This is a genomic window from Rhodopirellula sp. P2 (assembly GCF_028768465.1).
Taxonomy (GTDB): domain Bacteria; phylum Planctomycetota; class Planctomycetia; order Pirellulales; family Pirellulaceae; genus Rhodopirellula.
Window position 1 is genome coordinate 2,842,988 of record NZ_CP118225.1, and the last position, 19,788, is coordinate 2,862,775.

At 56.5% G+C, this 19,788-nt stretch carries 9 protein-coding genes; 2 read left to right on the top strand and 7 right to left on the bottom strand.

Annotated elements, in window-relative coordinates; all coding sequences use genetic code 11:
- Positions 1-17: 17 nt before the first annotated feature.
- The gene (locus PSR62_RS10075) at positions 18-2,036 is read right to left on the bottom strand and encodes a glycoside hydrolase family 172 protein (protein ID WP_274407636.1); all 2,019 of its coding nucleotides are present in this window, start codon (positions 2,034-2,036) and stop codon (positions 18-20) included.
- Positions 2,037-2,699: 663 nt separating this feature from the next.
- Between PSR62_RS10075 and PSR62_RS10080 the strand changes: the two genes are divergently transcribed.
- Entirely contained in the window at positions 2,700-5,477 is a 2,778-nt protein-coding gene (locus tag PSR62_RS10080) for a hypothetical protein (protein ID WP_274407637.1), read from the top strand.
- Positions 5,478-5,543: 66 nt separating this feature from the next.
- Here PSR62_RS10080 and PSR62_RS10085 read toward each other — a convergent pair whose 3' ends face one another.
- From PSR62_RS10085 to PSR62_RS10110, 6 genes are all read right to left on the bottom strand, one after another.
- A complete protein-coding gene (locus PSR62_RS10085) occupies positions 5,544-6,536 on the bottom strand; it encodes an HAD family hydrolase (RefSeq protein WP_274407638.1) in 993 nt (330 codons plus the stop codon).
- Between the two features lie 84 nt (positions 6,537-6,620).
- A complete protein-coding gene (locus PSR62_RS10090) occupies positions 6,621-8,165 on the bottom strand; it encodes an arylsulfatase (RefSeq protein WP_274407639.1) in 1,545 nt (514 codons plus the stop codon).
- Between the two features lie 129 nt (positions 8,166-8,294).
- A complete protein-coding gene (locus PSR62_RS10095; RefSeq protein ID WP_274407640.1) occupies positions 8,295-8,831 on the bottom strand; it encodes a response regulator transcription factor in 537 nt (178 codons plus the stop codon).
- A gap of 18 nt (positions 8,832-8,849) precedes the next feature.
- Positions 8,850-9,476 carry a response regulator transcription factor gene (locus PSR62_RS10100; protein WP_274407641.1) on the bottom strand — a complete coding sequence of 209 codons (627 nt, stop codon included), beginning with the start codon at positions 9,474-9,476 and terminating at the stop codon, positions 8,850-8,852.
- Positions 9,477-9,548: 72 nt separating this feature from the next.
- Entirely contained in the window at positions 9,549-11,456 is a 1,908-nt protein-coding gene (locus PSR62_RS10105; protein ID WP_274407642.1) for a sensor histidine kinase, read from the bottom strand.
- A gap of 271 nt (positions 11,457-11,727) precedes the next feature.
- Complete coding sequence (locus PSR62_RS10110) at positions 11,728-15,252, bottom strand: DUF1583 domain-containing protein (protein WP_274407643.1); 3,525 nt, start codon at positions 15,250-15,252, stop codon at positions 11,728-11,730.
- A gap of 2,881 nt (positions 15,253-18,133) precedes the next feature.
- Between PSR62_RS10110 and PSR62_RS10115 the strand changes: the two genes are divergently transcribed.
- Complete coding sequence (locus tag PSR62_RS10115) at positions 18,134-19,687, top strand: hypothetical protein (protein ID WP_443217419.1); 1,554 nt, start codon at positions 18,134-18,136, stop codon at positions 19,685-19,687.
- Positions 19,688-19,788: the final 101 nt, after the last annotated feature.

Below are 19,788 nucleotides of genomic sequence, written 5' to 3' on the forward strand. Positions count from 1 at the left end.
CGGTCAACCGTGAGTGGTTAAAATCCACCGGTGGCAGGAACCAGCGTCACGCAGTCGAGCCCAAACAAGGTTCCCAAGGAGTCTTTGTTTTGACCGGTGACTTCCGCTCGCAGGACGTAGACGCCGTCGACGGGATAAAATGTTCCCAGTGCAATTGGACCGTGAGAAGTCGGTTTTTCGCCGGAATAGAAATCGACGTTCGCAGCGGCGGGCTGGCCGTTGACTGAGAAATTCACGATCCCATAGTCACCGCTCTTGGTGGCGTGCAGCGTGAGCGTCTCGGCCGCGGAGCCCGACGCTGGAATGCGGATTTCCACGGCGTCACCAATTCGCGTGTTTTTGAACAGCACTTGGTCGTCCTGGCTCCAGGTTCCCTTGAGCTTCATTCGCTTCAGGTTCTGTGGCTTCAGGGCGATGTGCTCTGGTTTGGAGAGGACATTTTTCACGTTCACCTCCACTGAATTAGGAAACGCGTGGCCGGTGCTGGAAATGGTTGCTTGGCGTGGCGTGGATTTCGTTGTTGGGACTGGCGGAACATTCAGCACCTCCTCTTGGTCCGGCGCGTGATTCGATTTGGTGTCAGCGTCGCCGTACCAATAGACACCCACGCCGTAGCCCATGTCGCAATCCGTCCAGGACCAAACTTCCATGTCCAGTTTGAGCGAGCTGGAAAACGGCATGGTGTCGAGTGCTCGAGTGCGTGTCTCTGTGCTGAAACCTTGCGTGTTCTTTTCGTCAATCTTGGGTTTACGGTTCAGTTGGTTGTACTGGTGGCTGAACGGTTGAGCATGAAACGGATGCTCATAAAAGTCGGTGCTGCGCCCGCCCCAGGAATAGGCGTAGTAATCTTCGGTTCCGGTGCCAAAAATCGAAGGGAACGATTCGCCGTCGATGAAAATCTTTTCGTCACCTTCTCCCCACCATCGTTCCACTGGATTCATGATCGTGAGCGTGTCGCCGACATACACGCCACGACCGTGCAAGGTGACGTAATTCCAGTCGGAGTAAGGGCGTGTCGGCACAGGGTATTGACCTCGCCAGCCAGCGTGGAAGTACATGCTGGACGAATCCCATTTCCAGTCGTCGATCGTGGCGGAAAGTTCAACGTCGACTGGATCTTTGCCCAGGTTCACGACAGAGATTTTCGCGTTGTTTTGGTACGGCATCACCCATCGGCAGGTCATCGTGCCATCAGCATCCACCGTGCGATACCAACCCTGGAATGGATTCAAACCGATGCCACCGCCGAAGAAGTCGCCGATCGGACACCACACAGTTTCCTTGTCGTCAAAGCGGATCTTCAAGACGACATGCCGCGTCACGTTCGGGTCTTCGTAACTGCCTAACTTGAGCGACAACGATGTGATCGCTGCCTCCTGTGCGGGTAGCGAGACCGATTGCTCGTTTCCACCGGCGAGGGTCTCTTTCAGATTCACAACGTCACCCGACCCGGATGTGCTGGGCGATAAAAGTTTCTGACAGGTTGTGTCAATCAGCCGTTTCGCCGACTGGAAGTCGTCCATCGAGAACGTCTTCACGGCGACATCTTCCTCGTATTCCCGGTAGGTGAACTGAAAGAAAAACGGATGGTCCGACATCGTCACCTTGCAGCTTCTGGCGTACGGAATCGGGAAGAACGAAACAGCCGATCGCAGAGATTCGTGGGCGAGTGGAAACGGGATCAGTCCCTTTCCCTGAAACAAGTCGAACATGTTTCCTTCGATGGCGGGCTTCGAGGCACCATCCAGGTAAAACCGAATGACAACATCGGTTCCTGGCTGCAGCTGGTTTTTCCAAGGCACCCAAAAGCGAGTGATCGCTCCGGCGCCTTCGTCCTCCATCACCACGTACTCTTTGCGCCCCTGGTTGTCTTCTACGCGAACGTAATTCTTGTGAGTGTCGTTTGTGTTTCGATCGAAGTTGTCAAACCAACCTTTGGGATCGTCGGGGGTTTTCGAATCACGGCTGTAGCTGCTCGCCTGCTTCAGTCGGAAATCATGACGAGGGTAGCGAGCGACCTTTTCTCGGTCAGTCATCTCATGCAGAAGTGACACGAGGGTCACCGGCTCATTTGCCGAGGAATTGGTCGCGATCACAATGCCAAAAACTGCAACGATGGCAAGCTTGAATCGAAAATGCATTTTGGTCACAGGTCCTGAGTCACTCAAGATTTGAGTTGAGATGTCTTTGGGTGGGGAGAAGCGTGAACAAGAGATCGAGTCAAATCCCTGGCTCTCGCATGCGCAGTTTGACGTTGCGGGTGTCGCCACGATCGTGGCGATACAGCCATTGCCGGGCCGGTGAAGGCCTGGTTTGAACAATGAAAGTATCCACCAAACCCAGGCGAGGTGACACCGTGCAATTTCAAGACTTGCCCGTCGGCTTGCCATTTGGATCGTCCCGCGGCAATGACAACAGGATCGACCGGGGACACGTGGCCGCCAACCCTATCCAGGCCACTCGAGTCAGTTGCGTTTCGGCCGCGACACCGCTCAGCATCGAACGAACAGGTCGTGGGTTTCTCGGAGTTTCGATCGTCGAGGCGAGTCAGTTTTCTGGTGTGGGGGCTGGCTTTCCCCGCCGTGGGTTTTGTTGAGTTAGACTGGTTGGTCAGAGCACGGTGTTTGGCGGGTGCCGAGGTCGATCAACAGGCAACATCCCGTGCACGTTCGAAAAGATTGATGGCGGGAACACTGGGTATGACAAAGTCGAAGTCACTTTCCGGCGAGAAGGCTCCCAAGAGGATCCTCTGGAAGGTCTTGTTGATCGCATTGGTGGTGAGTGCCACGGCGGTCGGGGGCGGCGGTTTCTATCTCTATCGAACGGAGCAAAACAGGTTGGCTCAGGCTGCCGCATCTTCTGCCGCCATGGCGGAGCAGATGAAGGTGCAAGCTGAGGCGATGAAGTACCGGGAACAGTATGCTCTGAGTGCACAGGATCTGAAGGCGGAAACGTTTCGGACGATGTTCGAGCGGTTTCCAATCGATGTGGCGAGTCAGCAAACCCGGCTTCGTGATGCGGTCAAGGCTCGGGCGAAGGTGGACCCTCATCTGGAAACGGCGCTGCTGGATGTCTACGACGCGCCCTTGGTTGGCGAAGATCCGCCCATTTTCTTCGCGGACTTATGCGACGAGTTCATGGCCGACGTTGAGCTGATGTTGGAAGACTTTGTTCAACGCAATCCAGACCTCGACAACGTCGAGCCAATCACAAGCAGTCTTCGTGAGTGCTTGTATTTCGGATGCCGTTCGGAACACCCGCCGAAGAAGGCGTTGGACGATGTCAAGGAATTCGAGGCGACGGGCGACCCTCTCGTTTTGCTGGCCCTTTTGAAATGCGATTTCGGGGACACGAGAGAAACAAATTTCGAACGTGTCGGCAAAGCTTCTGATCGGATTGCAGAGTCGCCGGAGTCGTTCGATCCAGTGCTTGCCGCGTTGGTGCACAGTGAATCCTTGTTGTGCCACGCCGTAGACAGGAACTCGGATGGTTATGACGCGGCGGTGCGTCGGTTTCTTGCGGCTTGGCCTGTGGCATGGCAGGAGGCTTCGAGTCGCAGTCCCAGTGTTGGCCGCGATCACGTGTGCTTGACCCGGATGCTGCAGGCGGTGGATGTCCTCAACTCCGTTGCCCAAATGGACTTTCTGGATGGATTGTCATCGGCAGAACAGCCGGACGTCCCCGCGTTTGTCGTGCATGCTGTGATTGGGCAGTTTTATAGAAGGGTGGCCTGGGACAATCGTGGAACGAGTTATGTTTCAGAGACTGCCCCCTCCGCAATGGAAACATTTGGAGAACTGGCCAATGTGGCGTCGACGCACATGGTGGAAGCCTACTTGCTTCGGCCTGAACTGGCCATGTTGGCCAGTGCCCCGCTGGGAATGCAAATGGCGAGTGGTAGCACGCCTTTGTCAGTGCACCATTGGTTCCGGTTGTCTTTGAGTGGGCATCTCGATCATCAACGCGCCTACGACAGCTATGACCTTGCGTTGATGCCTCGCTGGGGAGGCAGCGAAGAGCTGCAGAAATCAATCGCCTCGAAATGCTTGGATACAGAGACGCCGGACGGATTGGTTGCTCTGCACTCCCATCTGTTCATGCGACGTTATTTCACGCGTCGCACTGCCGACGTTTCGATGTTGGACGAAGCCGGGAATTTGATGTGGGCACGACGTTCAGTCGACGCTTGGCGCAAGCTCAGCAATGCGAATCGAACGTACCGTTACGGGGAGCGAAGTCTGGGGTACGCCCTGCAGATTCTGTGGGAGGCTGGGCAGTTTGACGATGTCTCAGCGTTGCTGGAAACAATTGGCCAACGCAGTCGCATCGTGAATTGGAAAACGCACAACATGGATGAGGAAGAGGTGCGTTTCGTCTGTCGAATGGCCAGCGGGTCATCGTACTTTTCATGGATGCCAATTCATCAACAGTTGGTGTTCAATAGCGAGAGGTTGGACCAACCGAGAATCGCTGATTTGATCGCAAGGTTGGAGGATCTGGAGGCGGTTTGGTTGGAGGACCCAAGTTTCATTGCGGAGCGTTTTTCTGATTTGTCCTCTGAGGCGATTGAGTCAAAACGCGAATATGCCACGCGAATGCTGGCTCGCCGGCGAACCCAATTGAATCTCTTGGACCGTTTTCACCGCGGCGAGCAAGTCAAGTTCACGGTTAACGAACTTGCCGCCAGCTTCATCCCGGTTGGCAACCACTCACGTTTGGAGTTGCGATCGAGTGAGAAGTGTAACGTCGAAGCGAATCAGCTGAACGTTGAGTTGAACGGAGCTGATGAAGACGAGCAAAGTGGTGAGCAGAGCAACGCACCGTCGGCTCAGGAAACGGTCGAAGTCATAGCCGACAGTGACGATCCCATTGGAGGGTATCAAGTTGAAACGGATTGGTTGGACCACTCCTTTTTCCTCTGGAACCAGGTGCGCTATCCATTGCCGGCTCGATATGAGGTCACGGTGACTTTCTTGGACGCGACGAGATCTCCGTATGGCGTTGGCTTGCTCTGCGGTCCGGATGGATCCGGAGGGCTGAGAAACGAATTGCGTGGGGCTCAAGTTCGGTTCTGTCCAGGAGCCAGATTTCTCTGTGTCAATTCGGTTCCCGAGGAAGCAATGTCATCCTCGTTTTACAAAGAATGGTCATTGTCGAAGGAGAGTATGCGAACCGCTCGCTTGCGACTGGACGTCGGCGAGCGGGGGTACAAAGCTTACCTGAATGATCACTGCTTTCACGAGTCTGAGTCGCCACTGCGGACGGACGGGTTGTTTCAGGTTGGACGATGCAGCAGCCGTATTTACACACTCCCACCTGGCCGGCCGAGTGTCTGCAATCTCTTTGACTTTCAGGTTCAGAGGTTGCAGCAAGACCCTTTTGATGAAAGCCAGCGAGATGATGCGGGAACGGAACTTTTCGATTCGGAGGAGGGACGCTCGGAGGAAGGCTCGAACGACGCAGACGATTTCATCTGATTGGCGACGGTTGAGCGGCCTCGCGTTGAATCCACCAGCGATCTCTTAAGGACGTTGATCAGCCATTCACTTGTTTGGGTAGATTGCTTTCCAGTCCTGCTTCATATCGACAACCGTCCAGCCTGTTTGTTTTGCGTCGTCGAGGGCTTGGTCGAGTTGGCCGATATGTGATTGCCGATCGTAAGCCCATTCGCGTTCCGCATCCGTGTGATGCACGATCAAGCCGAAACTCGGGGATCGGCCAATCGTCGCGTACTGGAGCATTTGCAAATCGCCGTCGGAGTTGCCTGCTGCAAAGATGGGACGTCGGCCAATGTGCGAATGAATGCCCACCGGCTTGCCTTCTTTGTCGTCCACGAAATCAACCTCGGGCAACCGTACGATGACGGGTTTGCCGTCGCGAACCTCGTAGCGTGTCTTGATGCTGCTGCCGACAACCTGCTCCGGTGGAATGCCGTAGGTGGCTTCTGTCCACGGCCGCATGAACTCGATCCCACCGCCTGAGACGATGTAGGTCTTGAACTCGTTGGCCCGAAGATACGCTAGCAATTCCAGCATCGGCTGATAGATCATTTCCTTGTACAGCCGTCCGGTCTTGGGATGTTTCGCGGTCGAGATCCAATCGGTGACAATCCGTTCAAACTCGTCGGCGGTCATGCCGGCATGGGTGGCAGCGATGATCTCAATCAGCGACTTCTTCCCGCCGGCCAGGACGGCTTTGAGATCGCCCTCCAGGACACCCTTGAACGGTTGTTTGGTTTTCCATTCAGGGTGATCCGGTGCCATCGCTTTGACACGATCCAAGGCAAAGGCGAGTTGGAAGTAGTAGGGCTGCTCACTCCACAGCGTTCCGTCATTGTCGAAGGTCGCAACACGCTCTTCCACCGGGACGAAGTCGGGTGAACCCTTTTGCGTGACACGCTCGACAAACGCCATGACGGATTGCTTCGCCGCGTTGTCATTCCAGGAAGGAAGCGGATCGCTGGCCACTGCAGTGGCAGAACCGGCCAGCAACATTGCGACGGATGCGGTGAAGGTCGAAAGGCGAGTGAATCTCATGGGGGTTTCTTCGTGACGAGTTGGGGAGCGCGCATCAAAAAAGGCGTGGCGAGAATCATATCCCGCCACGCCTCACAAAAGAGATCAGTCCTGCAGCTCTTTCAGATCGATGCCTTTCTTTTTCAGCAACGATTTGATTTCGTCGATCTTCCGGAATCGTTCGATCGACAGCGGGCCGGTGTAAGTCTCACTTTGAAGTTTGCGTGGCGGGTTGGCTTCGTAGGTCTTCATCAACTCGGACGTGGCCTTGTTGAAGAGAACCATCGTCCACGTTTTCTCGGTGAAGCTGTTCATGAACAAGTCGTAGCGTTCTTGAGGATCCTGCCAGAGATCATAGACCGCTGGGACGGTGGCTGCATACTTTTGCGGTCCTCGCCATCCCAGTTCAGCCGCCGGGGCGTTGCTGCCGGCCATGGCACCGTTGTCGCCGCGCTGGTTGAAAACGGCTTTCCATTTGCCGTAACGAATGGCGTCGGGTGAGAGATCCGATTCGGTGAAGAAGTACCATTTGTTTCGTTTCCAGTCTTCTGTTTTCCCGGTCAGAAGCGGTGTCATGTCCTGACTGTCAAAGACAATGGGCTCGCCTTCGCGGTCTTTTTCAGGAAGATCCACGCCCGCGACCGACGCGAATGTGGCGAGCATGTCGAGTCCACCGACGATCTCGTGGGAGTCGCTGCCGGGTTGGATTTTACCGGGCCACCAAACGATTGCCGGGACGCGGTGTCCGCCTTCGCGTGCGGTTCCCTTGCTACCACGAAACGGTGTGTAGCCGGCGTCGGGGTGAACGTCTTGCCAGGCTCCGTTGTCGACGGTGTAGAAGACCAGTGTGTTGTCATCGATACCGAGTTCACGGATCTTGTCCATGATCTTTCCGACGTTGTCGTCCAACTCGACCACGCAATCGGCGTATTTGCTTTTCGCAGGCGACTTCAGTTCGTAACCTTTGGCGGGAAGGTTGGGTTGGTGGTTCTTGGCGAAGTTGATGCTCATCAAGAATGGTTTGTCTTCCTTGGCAAACTTCTCAAGGTATTCCAGCGATGCTGTGGTCGTCATCACATCGATTTCAGCGATGTTCTCGTCGGTGACTTTCGCGACTTCCCGAGCTGGTTTGCCGGCTTCGCCTTCGAGGATCCCGGTTGTGATCTTGGTGAAGGCTTCGCGTAGTTCAGGTTCCATTCCAGGATTGAACGATTCGAGCGGGTAAGTGTACGCGTTGAGGTGGTACAGAAACGCGTTCCGCATCACATCAAAACCGTGAGCCGTTGGCATGGCGTACGCGTCTTCGCCCAAGTGCCATTTTCCAGCGAAGAAGGTGTTGTACCCGGCTTTCTTGAGGAGCGACGCGTAAGTCCATTCCGCAGCGGGCAATCCTCCGCCTTGACCTTGGAACGCGACCGTGGTCATGCCACTCCGGTTGGGGAAACGGCCTGTGATCATCGCCGCGCGACCGGCGGTGCAACTGGCTTGACCGTAAAACGACCAGAGCTGCATGCCCTCGTTCGCCAGGCGATCCAGGTTGGGCGTTGGCATCCCACGACCTGCTCCGCCGCCGTAACAACCGAGGTCGCCATAACCGGTGTCGTCAGAAATCAGGACGACAATGTTCGGTTGCTCTGCGGCGCGAACCATCGTCGCGGAAGCCACTAAGCCCAGCAGGCCTAGCACACCCGCTTGGGTCAACGCAAAAATTCTTGTACCTCTAGACACTTTAGTTCTCCCGAACAATGGATTAAGAAAAGTTTCGTTCCGTCAGTCGAATCAACCGATTCTTTTCGGCTTTGTGATTGGTTGGGTGCGGTTCAACGCTTGGCGGATCGAGTCGAGCAATACTTCGGCGTCGATCGGTTTGCGGAGCACATCGAAGGCTCCAGCTTGCATTGCGGTTCGCCGGGATGAGTTGTCCTGATGCGACGTCAAAAATAACGTTGGAATGCTGCGTTCCGCTTTCAATAGCGTCTGTTGCAGTTGCAGACCCGTCATGCCCCCGAGCCGGATATCGAGCAACAAACAATCTGGATCCTTGGTCACCGTCTCTTGAAGGAATGCTTCTGCCGACGCGAAGGTCATCACCGAGTAACCACTGATTTGCAGCAAACGCCGCAGAGCGGTGCGGATCGATTCGTCATCGTCGATCACAGCAATGGTCAATCGGTTTGACATCAACTGGCAGGGCCGCTCCGTGATCTCTTCAGGGCAACCAACCGATTCGAGAAAGCGACCGAAGTGAAGCACCCTCAGATGGCTGGAACTACAACGATTGATACGGTAGCGACCGGCCCATGCAGGCGAAATCATTCTTTGGGATGACTGGTGTCATCCTTTCGTAGAGGTCGCCGCCGATTTTTCCACCATGCGAGCCAATTCGGCGATCGATGAGGCCTCCATCTTGTCCATCAGATGGCGACGGTGGCTCTTCACGGTCGGCTGAGAGATGCCGAGCCGGTTGGCGATTTGCTTGTTCGGCAATCCGTCCACGACCAACGCCAACACTTCTTGTTCGCGAGGAGTCAGCGAACGGAGACGTTGATGGATGTGCCCCAGTTCGCCGTTGCTGCGCCGGGAGAGGATGTTTTGGTCGATCGCTTGGCCCACCGCGTCGAGCAGCTTTTGATCGTCGACAGGCTTGGGGAGGAAATCCGTCGCTCCCGCCTTGATCGCTCGAACCGACATGGGAATGTCGCCGTGGGCGCTCATGAACACGATCGGTAAATCTTGCTGCGTCTCTTTCAAACGCTGTTGCATGTCCAATCCGCTTAGACCAGGCATTCGCACGTCCAGCAACAAACAACCGGGAACATCGGAACGCTGGTGGTCCAGGAACTCTCGCGCCGAACCGAACAACTCGACTTGCAACCCGACTGATTTCAACAGGCGTGCTTTTGCTTTTCGAACCGATTCGTCGTCGTCAACGATGTAGACGGTGGCGTTGTTCACGGACATGACGCCATCTTACTCACCACGCGCCAGTCAGGGAGCTCCCTTCTGACAGCGACAGTTCGCCCTTGCGTGTGTTCATCGGTTCACTGTGTCGGTTGCGGTGGTTAGGCGAACGTGAAACGTCACGCCGTCAGACGCGTTTCGCGTTACCCAAATCTGTCCTTCATGCGATTCGACAATGGATTGACTGATCGACAACCCCATGCCGATTCCACCGGACCGAGTTGTGAAAAATGGATGAAATACTTCCTGCAATTGGTCTTCGTCCAGCCCGACACCGCTGTCCTCGACGCTCAATCGAACGGACTCGTCATCGTGTGTCGTTCGCACGATGATTTGTTGTGGATCGTGTTGGACGTCCTGCATCGCCTGCCCCGCGTTGATCAGGAGGTTCAAGATGACTTGCTGGAGCCCGATTTCGTCTCCCGCAATTGGAGGCAGGTTTCGATCGAGTTCTTCATGAATCACAATGCCACGACTCACGGCGTCCGGTGCGACGAGCCGGAGCACGTCGCGAACGATTGTGTTGAGGTCCAAAAGCACACGCGTTGGTTGTTCTTTTTTCGAAAGAGAACGGACGTGTTTCAGGATGCCGGCGGCGCGATTTCCGTCTCCTGCGATGTCTTGCAGAGCCGCTGCGACCTCGTCGGTATCCGGTGGTGTCTGTTGCAGAAGCCTGATGGCGGCTTGCGCGTTGCTGACGATCGCCGAGAGCGGTTGGTTCACCTCATGGGCAATCGAAGTGGATAACTCGCCCACGGTCGCCACACGATTGACTCGCGCCAGTTCGTCTCGTTGCCGACGGGCGACCTCTTGGCTGGCCAGCTGTGCCTGCTCTGCTTTGCGTCTTCGACGGATTTGCACGAGCAACACAGCGATCAAACCGGCTTGGATCACGATCAGCGTGGCCGCCGCGGCGATTCGACCGGGATAGCGTTCCCAAGCGGAAAGTTCACGAAACGCGACGACGCTATCAAGTGGAGCACGCGACTGATCCAATCCCCAGTGCTGCAGTTGTCGCCAATCGAGATGATTGTGAATGGGGGCTTTGGTGACATCCGACGCCTCCTGTGGATTGTTACCATGGAGGACCTGTCGTGCTAACTCCGCGGTCGCTTTGGCCAAATCCTCGAACGTCGCGAAGTGCCCGCCCACGATCCCCTTGCCGTGATACGTGTTGTAGACACCATACAGCGGTGCTGGCGAAACGTCGGCCAATCGCTGCACAACCTCGGGCGAGAAGAAGTGCTCGCCATTGCCGTCTTGCATGCACAGCAAAAACAACACGATTGTCTGTTTCGGAAGCGACTGAACTTGTTGGATCAAGTCTTCCATTGGCAAACCACTCCAATGAGTGACCTTGAGCCTCGCATCATGGTGTGATTGACTCAGTTGCTCGTCTGTCGACTGCTTCCAATCACGATCGAGCTGAGAGGCTCCCGTGATGACAACCAAATCCTCGGCCCCCGGTTGAAGCGTGAGGGCGAGATCCAGCGTCGCGACCAAGTCGAGCCGCATCTGGATGCCGGTGAGATTCTTGAAGCGATCGTCTTCCAAGATCCTTTCGCTGCCGACGCAGGTGTAGATCAGCGGAGAGTCCGCGAACAAAGATTCACGATGCTCCAGCAAGAATTCCAAGGCAACCGAACCACCGGCGATCACCAGGTCAACGTCTCGATCCAAATACTTCTCCTGAAGCAGTTTCCGTGTTCGCTGAAGATGTTCTGCTTCGGGGAACCGGGAGATGTCGAGATATTCGTTGTATACCTCGACGTGTGAATCACCGCCCGACTGCAGGTTCTCTCGCAGCACTCGGTCGACAATCTCGTTTGCGGGCAGCACATCACCGTAAGAGTAAACGACAACGACATTTTGACTCTTCGTTTCGTTTCGAAATTCCGCCACAGCGGTCGTCGCATGGCACCACCAAATCGCCAGCGCCACCGTCATCGATGTTCCACGAACGAGGGAATCACTTGGCATGCTGAACTCGAAGCTGGAAACCAAACAAGGAAAGAGACGCTCGATTGTTTCATGACGATGCGTTCGAGCACATTCGCACTCGGAGATGCACCGCTTGGCTGCGATCTCGGAGGAAGCCGATGGCTTGTGACGGTGCACGACCGTGCAGGCAAGTTTTGCCATCGGACTCTCGATCGCAACAGGCTAGTCAAAATGGAATTCAGCACTGATCTTCTCGGCCGTATGGCCTGTTGATTGCCATGGTTGGCGCCCGGTGGTATCCGGCGGTGTCTCAGCGGACGGGGGCCTGCTCAGGCGACGAATCCGGTCGCGTTTCCCAGGGGACGACTCGCGGTTCGGGTCTGGCGGTGATGGCCAGCCATTTGCCATCGTGGGACAGGTCCACTCCAGCGATCTGCCGATCGTTTGGTTGATTGGGCCATGGCATTGGCAAGCCCGGAGCCGTCACGTCGATTGAATGCAATCGAGTCCGTCGTGATTCGGCGTCTAACATCGGAAACAGTAAATCGCGACTGTCTGACGACCAACCAAAGTCACCGCCGACTTTCGCTGGCGTGGCAAGGACTTGAAGCCGATTCGGGGGTGACAGTGTGACGACGGCCACTTCATCATTCGAGTTGTCGCGACGTCTTCCCTTGATGGCGATCTGTTTGCCGTCCGGGGACCAGCACATGTTCCAGTAGATGTAGCTGTATCGAGTCGCATCCGGCCCCTGCAAAATCGGGCGGCTGGATGACGTGTTGCGGTCCCAGACGAGGAGGTTCCCGCCGATGCTGTAAGCGAGCAGGTTGGGGAGTGGAGACCACTGGATTCCCCATCCCCGCGGATCAAGAATCCTGCGATTGGAACCGTCAGCGTTCATGATTCCAACGCCTTGGCGGGCAGCCGAAAACGCGAGCCGCTTGCCATCAGGGGAGAACGTTGGCATCGATCCAAACCCCAGATCGACCGGGGCCCCACCGGATTTTTCGATTCGCATCAGCCGAGCTGTCAAAGTGCTGCCGGCTTGCTGGTCGTAGGCGATTTGTGTTCCATCGGGCGACCAATCCGGCGACCCGACCTGAGTCAGGGGCCCAGTCGGCTCGGCCAAATCTTGCAGCTCCGTTCCGTCGAGTCGAATCACCGAAAGAACCGGTTTGGGATCAGCCGATGGCGACACCATCATTTCCTCGGCCTGCAGTGTGAGATTCCTCCAAACCGCTGCCGTTGTCCCGCTGCCCTTCGCGATGCAAAGAAGCTGAATGCCTCCCACGGGAACTTCGCCATCCGAGGCGGTCTCTCGGTGAAGCATTTGCCAATGGTCGGAGCCTTCCTCAGCAAACAGGAAGGAGACCTCATCATCTCGTCGAGCAATTCTCAATCGCCCTGAGGTCGACTCACTGGTGCGCCGCCTCGATTGGAACTGCATGGTCCCATCAGGATGATTCAGGTTGATGGAACCCAGCAGATGTCTTCCTTGCCCGCTGGCAATTCCCGTCGCGGTTACCAATTTGCGCGACAACGAATCGTTCAGCGAAATTGAGAGGGCCACGCGAGCAATTTCAGCGGACTCAGGGAACGTGGCTTGACTCAATTCAGCTATGACGTCGAAGTCACCACGCAACGAGAATTGAGGGGAGGCACCAAACTGCTTCCACGGTCCGAATGAAGCCGCCGACAGACGCAAACCGTCCTCGGTTGTGATTGCACTGCCGCTTGTTCTCAGCGTATTCGCGTTGAAGTAGCGAGTCGTGTCCTCTTCATTTCGAAAGTCGTGTGTGAAAACGGAAGTCAAACCGGCAAGATCAGACTGAAGCTGAGCGGGAAGGGGATCCGCGAGTGATTGTGGCTCGGACAGTTGTCGGGGCCAATTGCCACGCAGTGTGAGTCCTTTGGCTCTCAGTTCTCCACGATCGGCAAAGTGGAACAGCCCGAAAGTGCGGTCGCTTTCATCGTCCAAGGGGCGTTCGTAGATGAGCTGCTCATTCAATGAAAGCTGGATCGTGTTGTCGACCAATTGCAATTCGATGTGATTCCACTGCGACGGTCTCAGCGGAACGGTTCCTTCGTGACGCTGGTGGTCTGATCGAACGACCATGTTGTCAGGACGCAATTGACTGCGGTCAAAACACCCGTCGGTGATCCAGTGCTCGGCCACGCCGTCGCTGGTGATCAGAAAGGCGAGGCGATCCAACGCCGGATGCGCACTCACCTTTCCCGGATCGTAGAAGAAGTCGTATTCCACACGATCCCCATTCATCAGTGGTCGGAAATACCGAAGCAGACTTTCGCAATGAGACCGAGGCAAATCCTCGCGTTTGGGATTAACGATCAACGTCTCCCCACGTGCGGTGGCGACGCGTTTCCAGTGACCTTTGTATTCGGGGCGCGAGCCACCGTAATAGTCCGTCCAGCCCGATAGTCCACGCGAGGTCAGCAAGGAGACTTCGTCAGGGATCTCGGGGGCACCTCCAATTCGAAGGTGCCGGAAATGCGCGTTGTCTTGATGCCAACTTCGCATCGCCAGCCACGGTGCTGCGTTAGAAGCGACCGATTCTTCCTGGACTTGTCGCCCATTCAAGTGGACGGTTTGAGTGTTGTCGTTGATTGTCGAGCGGTAGTGAATCCAGCCGTCGAGTTTCTCGAAAGGCTTGTTCAGTTCGATGTTGTCGAGTCCCCAGCTCAGCACACCGCTGCGATAGTGGTTGTCTCGGTAACCAAGACCAACAAATCGTCCAGCCGACAGGATTTGACCGAGCTTCTTGGCTGCGAGCTCCGCTTCAACGCTGTAGTTGCCTTGCAATGGCGTCGCAAACGCCAGGTATTCGTTGTGGCTGCCTCCGCGGAGAATCACCGCTCCGGACTTGTCCTGAATCCATTGGGCAACGGCATCACCATTTCCTCGTCTCGATGCGGTCGCTTCTCGAATCGGAATCCACTCCTGCAGGTAGTCTGCCGTCCACTCATAAATCTGTTGGACGCCTTCGTCGGAGGACGCCCATTCACGACCGAAGAACTCCGTGCTGATTCGTCGGATTTGGCTGACGAATGAGTTCGGGAGATTCGATCGATTGCGAACGACACAGGTTTGATGAAGAAAGGAGACCAATTCTCCCAACGCTCGTGGTCGAGCCGACTGGCTGATCCCGCGGTGGGCCACCAGAGCGACCGGCCAAAGTTCTGCGAGTGAATGTTCGGTCGCCTTGGACATCAGTTCGTGAAGCAACGCAATGGATTCTTCTGCGTCGGTCTCGTCACCTCGCTCCAAATCAATCAGTGCCAACAACGCCAGGCGTGCTTGAGCGTCGCGCGAACCTCGCGGGACAGTTGACGCCACTCTTTGGCGTAACTCCCCCAGTTTTTCTTGTTGTTTTGCAAGTTTCAACGCGTCATAAACTGGTGAGATGATCGATGAATCGTGCGTTTCAAATGCGGCTTCACGCCGAACGGACGGTGACGGGTTGGTTGGGGGCAAATCACCTGACACACGAAAGCTCGCGTGGGACGGCGAAGGCAAAATCCACTGACAAAGGAAATCCAAGCGTTCGTCGGCAGGTACCTGGGATGCGAGTCTTCGGATCTCCAGCACGTTGTCGGCGAACAGGTCCGATCCGATGAGTGACTCTCGAACGTATTCGTCGAGTGGGGTGATTGAGGTTCCTGCATCAATATTCTCGTTCACCGATGCGGTGTTCAGTGAAGCCGCCTGCTTGGCTGGTTGACCATGTGCAGCGGACAGGAAGCACCCGTGAGACACGACAACAACCGCGATGAAGCCAAGACGGGTCAGCACTGACGGTCGAGTTGCATTTTGCATGGACACTGTCACAAGAACTTGGGGGATGTCTCAGCGGACGAATCGACAAGATCGATTGGTCGCGGGTTTCATCCTACCACTTGCTCGAGTCCGTTGCTCCGCGACTGGTTGTACGTGTCGGGGCGTTCTAACAACCGCGGAGCGGTGAAAGTTGTCAGCCTCGGGGTTTTAACCCGAGGTCTTGGGTGTCACCCCCTTTGCTCGGCAAGCCGCGGAGCGGCGACAGATGAGATGGGAGATGGATTGAAAAAGTGAAATTGTAAATTGTAAATTTCAAAATCTGGGCGGTGGAGGCGATGACGGGGCACGCACCGAAGGAGCATCGTGACGGCGATCCTCGCCCCGGACGGGGCCGGTTTTGGGCATGCCACGCGTGCCTCGCTGACGCGTCGGGGGACCACTTCGACGGGCTTGGAAGCCCCATCTTACGGAGATGCGAACCGGGGATCGTTCGGCGATGAGGCGGCAAACAACTGTCGTTGCTCCGCGACTGGTTGTACGTGTCGAGGCGTTCGAACAACCGCGGAGCGGTGACAGTTGTCAGCCTCGGGTTTCAACCCGAGGTCTTGGGTGTCACCCCTTTGCTCGGCAAGCCGCGGAGCGGCGACAGATGAGATGGGAGATGGATTGAAAAAGTGAAATTGTAAATTGTAAATTTCAAAATCTGGGCGGTGGAGGCGATGACGGGGCACGCGCCGAAGGAGCATCGTGACGGCGATCCTCGCCCCGGACGGGGCCGGTTTTGGGCATGCCACGCGTGCCTCGCTGACGCGTCGGGGGACCACTTCGACGGGCTTGGAAGCCCCATCTTACGGAGATGCGAGCCGGGGATCGTTCGGCGATGAGGCGGCAAACAACTGTCGTTGCTCCGCGACTGGTTGTACGTGTCGAGGCGTTCGAACAACCGCGGAGCGGTGACAGTTGTTAGCCTCGGGTTTCAACCCGAGGTCTTGGGTGTCACCCCTTTGCTCGGCAAGCCGCGGAGCGGCGACAGGTGAGATGGGGGATGGATTGAAAAAGTGAAATTGTAAATTGCAAATTTCAAAATCTGGGCGGTGGAGGCGATGACGGGGCACGCACCGAAGGAGCATTTTGGCGGCGATCCTCGCCCCGGACGGGGCCGGTTTTGGGCATGCCACGCGTGCCTCGCTGACGCGTCGGGGGACCACTTCGACGGGCTTGGAAGCCCCGTCTTACGGAGATGCGAGCCGAGGATCGTTCGGCGATGAGGCGGCAAACAACTGTCGTTGCTCCGCGACTGGTTGTACGTGTCGGGGCGTTCTAACAACCGCGGAGCGGTGAAAGTGGTCAGCCTCGGGGTTTTAACCCAAGGTCTTGGGTGTCACCCCTTTGCTCGGCAAGCCGCGGAGCGGCGACAGATGAGATGGAGAAAGGATTGAAAAAGTGAAATTGTAAATTGCAAATTTCAAAATCTGGGAGGTGGAGGCGATGACGGGGCACGCACCGAAGGAGCATCTTGGCGGCGATCCTCGCCCCGGACGGGGCCGGTTTTGGGCATGCCACGCGTGCCTCGCTGACGCGTCGGGGGACCACTTCGACGGGCTTGGAAGCCCCGTCTTACGGAGATGCGAGCCGGGGATCGTTCGGCGATGAGGCGGCAAACAACTGTCGTTGCTCCGCGACTGGTTGTACGTGTCGAGGCGTTCGAACAACCGCGGAGCGGTGACAGTGGTTAGCCTCGGGTTTCAACCCGAGGTCTTGGGTGTCACCCCTTTGCTCGGCAAGCCGCGGAGCGGCGACAGATGAGATGGGGGATGGATTGAAAAAGTGAAATTGTAAATTGCAAATTTCAAAATCTGGGCGGTGGAGGCGATGACGGGGCACGCACCGAAGGAGCATTTTGGCGGCGATCCTCGCCCCGGACGGGGCCGGTTTTGGGCATGCCACGCGTGCCTCGCTGACGCGTCGGGGGACCACTTCGACGGGCTTGGAAGCCCCGTCTTACGGAGATGCGAGCCGAGGATCGTTCGGCGATGAGGCGGCAAACAACTGTCGTTTCTCCGCGACTGGTTGTACGTGTCGGGGCGTTCGAACAACCGCGGAGCGGTGACAGTTGTTAGCCTCGGGTTTCAACCCGAGGTCTTGGGTGTCACCCCCTTTGCTCGGCAAGCCGCGGAGCGGCGACAGATGAGATGGGGAAAGGATTGAAAAAGTGAAATTGTAAATTGCAAATTTCAAAATCTGGGCGGTGGAGGCGATGACGGGGCACGCACCGAAAGAGCATCGTGACGGCGATCCTCGCCCCGGACGGGGCCGGTTTTGGGCATGCCACGCGTGCCTCGCTGACGCGTCGGGGGACCACTTCGACGGGCTTGGAAGCCCCGTCTTACGGAGATGCGAGCCGAGGATCGTTCGGCGATGAGGCGGCAAACAACTGTCGTTTCTCCGCGACTGGTTGTACGTGTCGGGGCGTTCGAACAACCGCGGAGCGGTGACAGTTGTTAGCCTCGGGTTTCAACCCGAGGTCTTGGGTGTCACCCCCTTTGCTCGGCAAGCCGCGGAGCGGCGACAGATGAGATGGGAGATGGATTGAAAAAGTTAAATTGTAAATTGTAAATTTCAAAACCTTGGCGGTGGAGGCGATGACGGGGCACGCACCGAAGGAGCATCTTGGCGGCGATCCTCGCCCCGGACGGGGCCGGTTTGGGCATGCCGCGTGGGCCTCGCTGACGCGTCGGGGGACCAGGAGAAGCTGAAATGCCTTTTTGATGAACGGTGGATGAACGAGTACTGTAAATTGTGTGCGGGAAAGACCCGTCCGGTACCTGAGACCTCTCGTGAGTCATTGTCGAACGTATCTACGCGATCATGCTCCTCGTTTTTTATGACAATCAACCGTCAACCTCACCAGGGCATTTCGTTGAAGTCCGAGCCTTCCACTGACCACGGTTGTGAACCAGAGGGTGTTCGTGCCTCGAAGAGCCTGCGCCAGCGGTGGCGATGGGCGATGCGGTTGATGGCTTTCCTGATTGCGTGCCTGCCGGTCTTGTTGTTGGAACTGGGATTGCGTGGCCTGGACGATTCGACCACTCAGGCAATCGATTACGATCCTTATGTGGGGCTGAGCCAACCGCGTCCACTGTTCGTACTGAATGAAGCTGCCAATCGATGGGAAATACCATCGGAACGGTACAACTTTTTCCGGCCGGAATCTTTCTCTGCGAAGAAAGCCCCCGGGACTCGACGTGTATTCGTTTTGGGCGGGTCGACTGTTCAAGGGCGACCCTACGCGACGGAAACGGCTTTCTCAACTTGGTTGCGTCTGTCGTTGGAATCCGCCGACAGTGAATTCAAATACGAAGTCATCAATTGTGGTGGGGCGGCCTACGCCAGTTACCGGGTGGCCAAGATTCTGGAAGAAGTCTTGAGTCACGAGCCCGATGCGATCGTGCTGTACACTGGCCACAATGAATTCTTAGAGGACCGCACCTACGCGCATGTTCGCGAGCTGGGCACGGTGAGTCGTTGGGCAACTGCGATTGGATCAAAGCTGCACACGGTTCGTTGGGTGCAATCGTTTTTTGCTGAGTCTCCGGAACGGACGGAGTTGGTCGCGAATGTCGATACGAAATTGGACCATCCTGGCGGATTGGACAGTTATCAGCGCGACCCGATTTGGCAACGAGGTGTGGAAGAGCATTTTGCTGCCACGCTGGAGGGCATCGTGGAACGAACGCAGGACAGCCATTTGCCACTGATCCTGTGCGTTCCCGCGTCGGATCTGATCAACACGCCACCCTTTAAAATGCAAACGCGAACGGATTGGACAGACGAGGAAGAGAAGGCTTTTCAGTCGGCATGGCCGACCGCCTGCGATTCCGAGTTGAGTTCCGCACGCCGCATCGACGCTTTTCGGGAATGCTTGCGAATTGACCGAGCTCATGCCGGGGCAAACTATGCCTTGGGGCGACTGCTCTATGATCAGGGGAACAGCGATCAGGCGCGTCTCTACTTGATCGCGGCTCGTGACCATGACGTTTGTCCACTGCGAGCACCGAGTGCGATCATTCGGGCGACCAGGGAGATTGCTGAGCGGTACGATGTCCCGCTGATTGACACTCCCGGATTGTTGGACGAACGCAATTTTCGAGGCGACTTGATTGCTGACCAAATTCCTGACCCAAGTCGGTTTGTTGATCATGTGCACCCGAGCATTGCGGGGCACCAAAGAATCGCGGCTGCCTTGGCGCTGGAATTTCAGAAGCTGGGTTGGGTTGAGCTGACCGCGCAGAGTAGGCTGAATTACGAAAACGCCGCCAAAGAACACCTCAGTGGGCTTGGGCTGGAATACTACGTTCGTGGCAAGCAGCGTCTGGAAGGGTTGCGATTATGGACGATGGGCCGGGCCGGACAACTGGCGACCGAGATGGCTGACGACCCATTCGATTTGCAGGCCACTCGGGAACGGCCCTAGCAGACAGTTGATTGAAAACGTTTCGCAGATCGAACGATCAGCCGATGGATGGTAGCCGGGAGTTGCTGCGTCGCAGCCCACCCCCGGAAAACCGTTGACCC

Bases quoted from the DNA above. Each gene is read 5' to 3' on its own strand.
- PSR62_RS10100 (WP_274407641.1), bottom strand. From the start codon at position 9,476: ATGTCCGTGAACAACGCCACCGTCTACATCGTTGACGACGACGAATCG.
- PSR62_RS10075 (WP_274407636.1), bottom strand. From the start codon at position 2,036: ATGACTGACCGAGAAAAGGTCGCTCGCTACCCTCGTCATGATTTCCGA.
- PSR62_RS10110 (WP_274407643.1), bottom strand. From the start codon at position 15,252: ATGCAAAATGCAACTCGACCGTCAGTGCTGACCCGTCTTGGCTTCATC.
- PSR62_RS10085 (WP_274407638.1), bottom strand. From the start codon at position 6,536: ATGAGATTCACTCGCCTTTCGACCTTCACCGCATCCGTCGCAATGTTG.
- PSR62_RS10105 (WP_274407642.1), bottom strand. From the start codon at position 11,456: ATGCCAAGTGATTCCCTCGTTCGTGGAACATCGATGACGGTGGCGCTG.
- PSR62_RS10080 (WP_274407637.1), top strand. From the start codon at position 2,700: ATGACAAAGTCGAAGTCACTTTCCGGCGAGAAGGCTCCCAAGAGGATC.
- PSR62_RS10090 (WP_274407639.1), bottom strand. From the start codon at position 8,165: ATGGTTCGCGCCGCAGAGCAACCGAACATTGTCGTCCTGATTTCTGAC.
- PSR62_RS10095 (WP_274407640.1), bottom strand. From the start codon at position 8,831: ATGATTTCGCCTGCATGGGCCGGTCGCTACCGTATCAATCGTTGTAGT.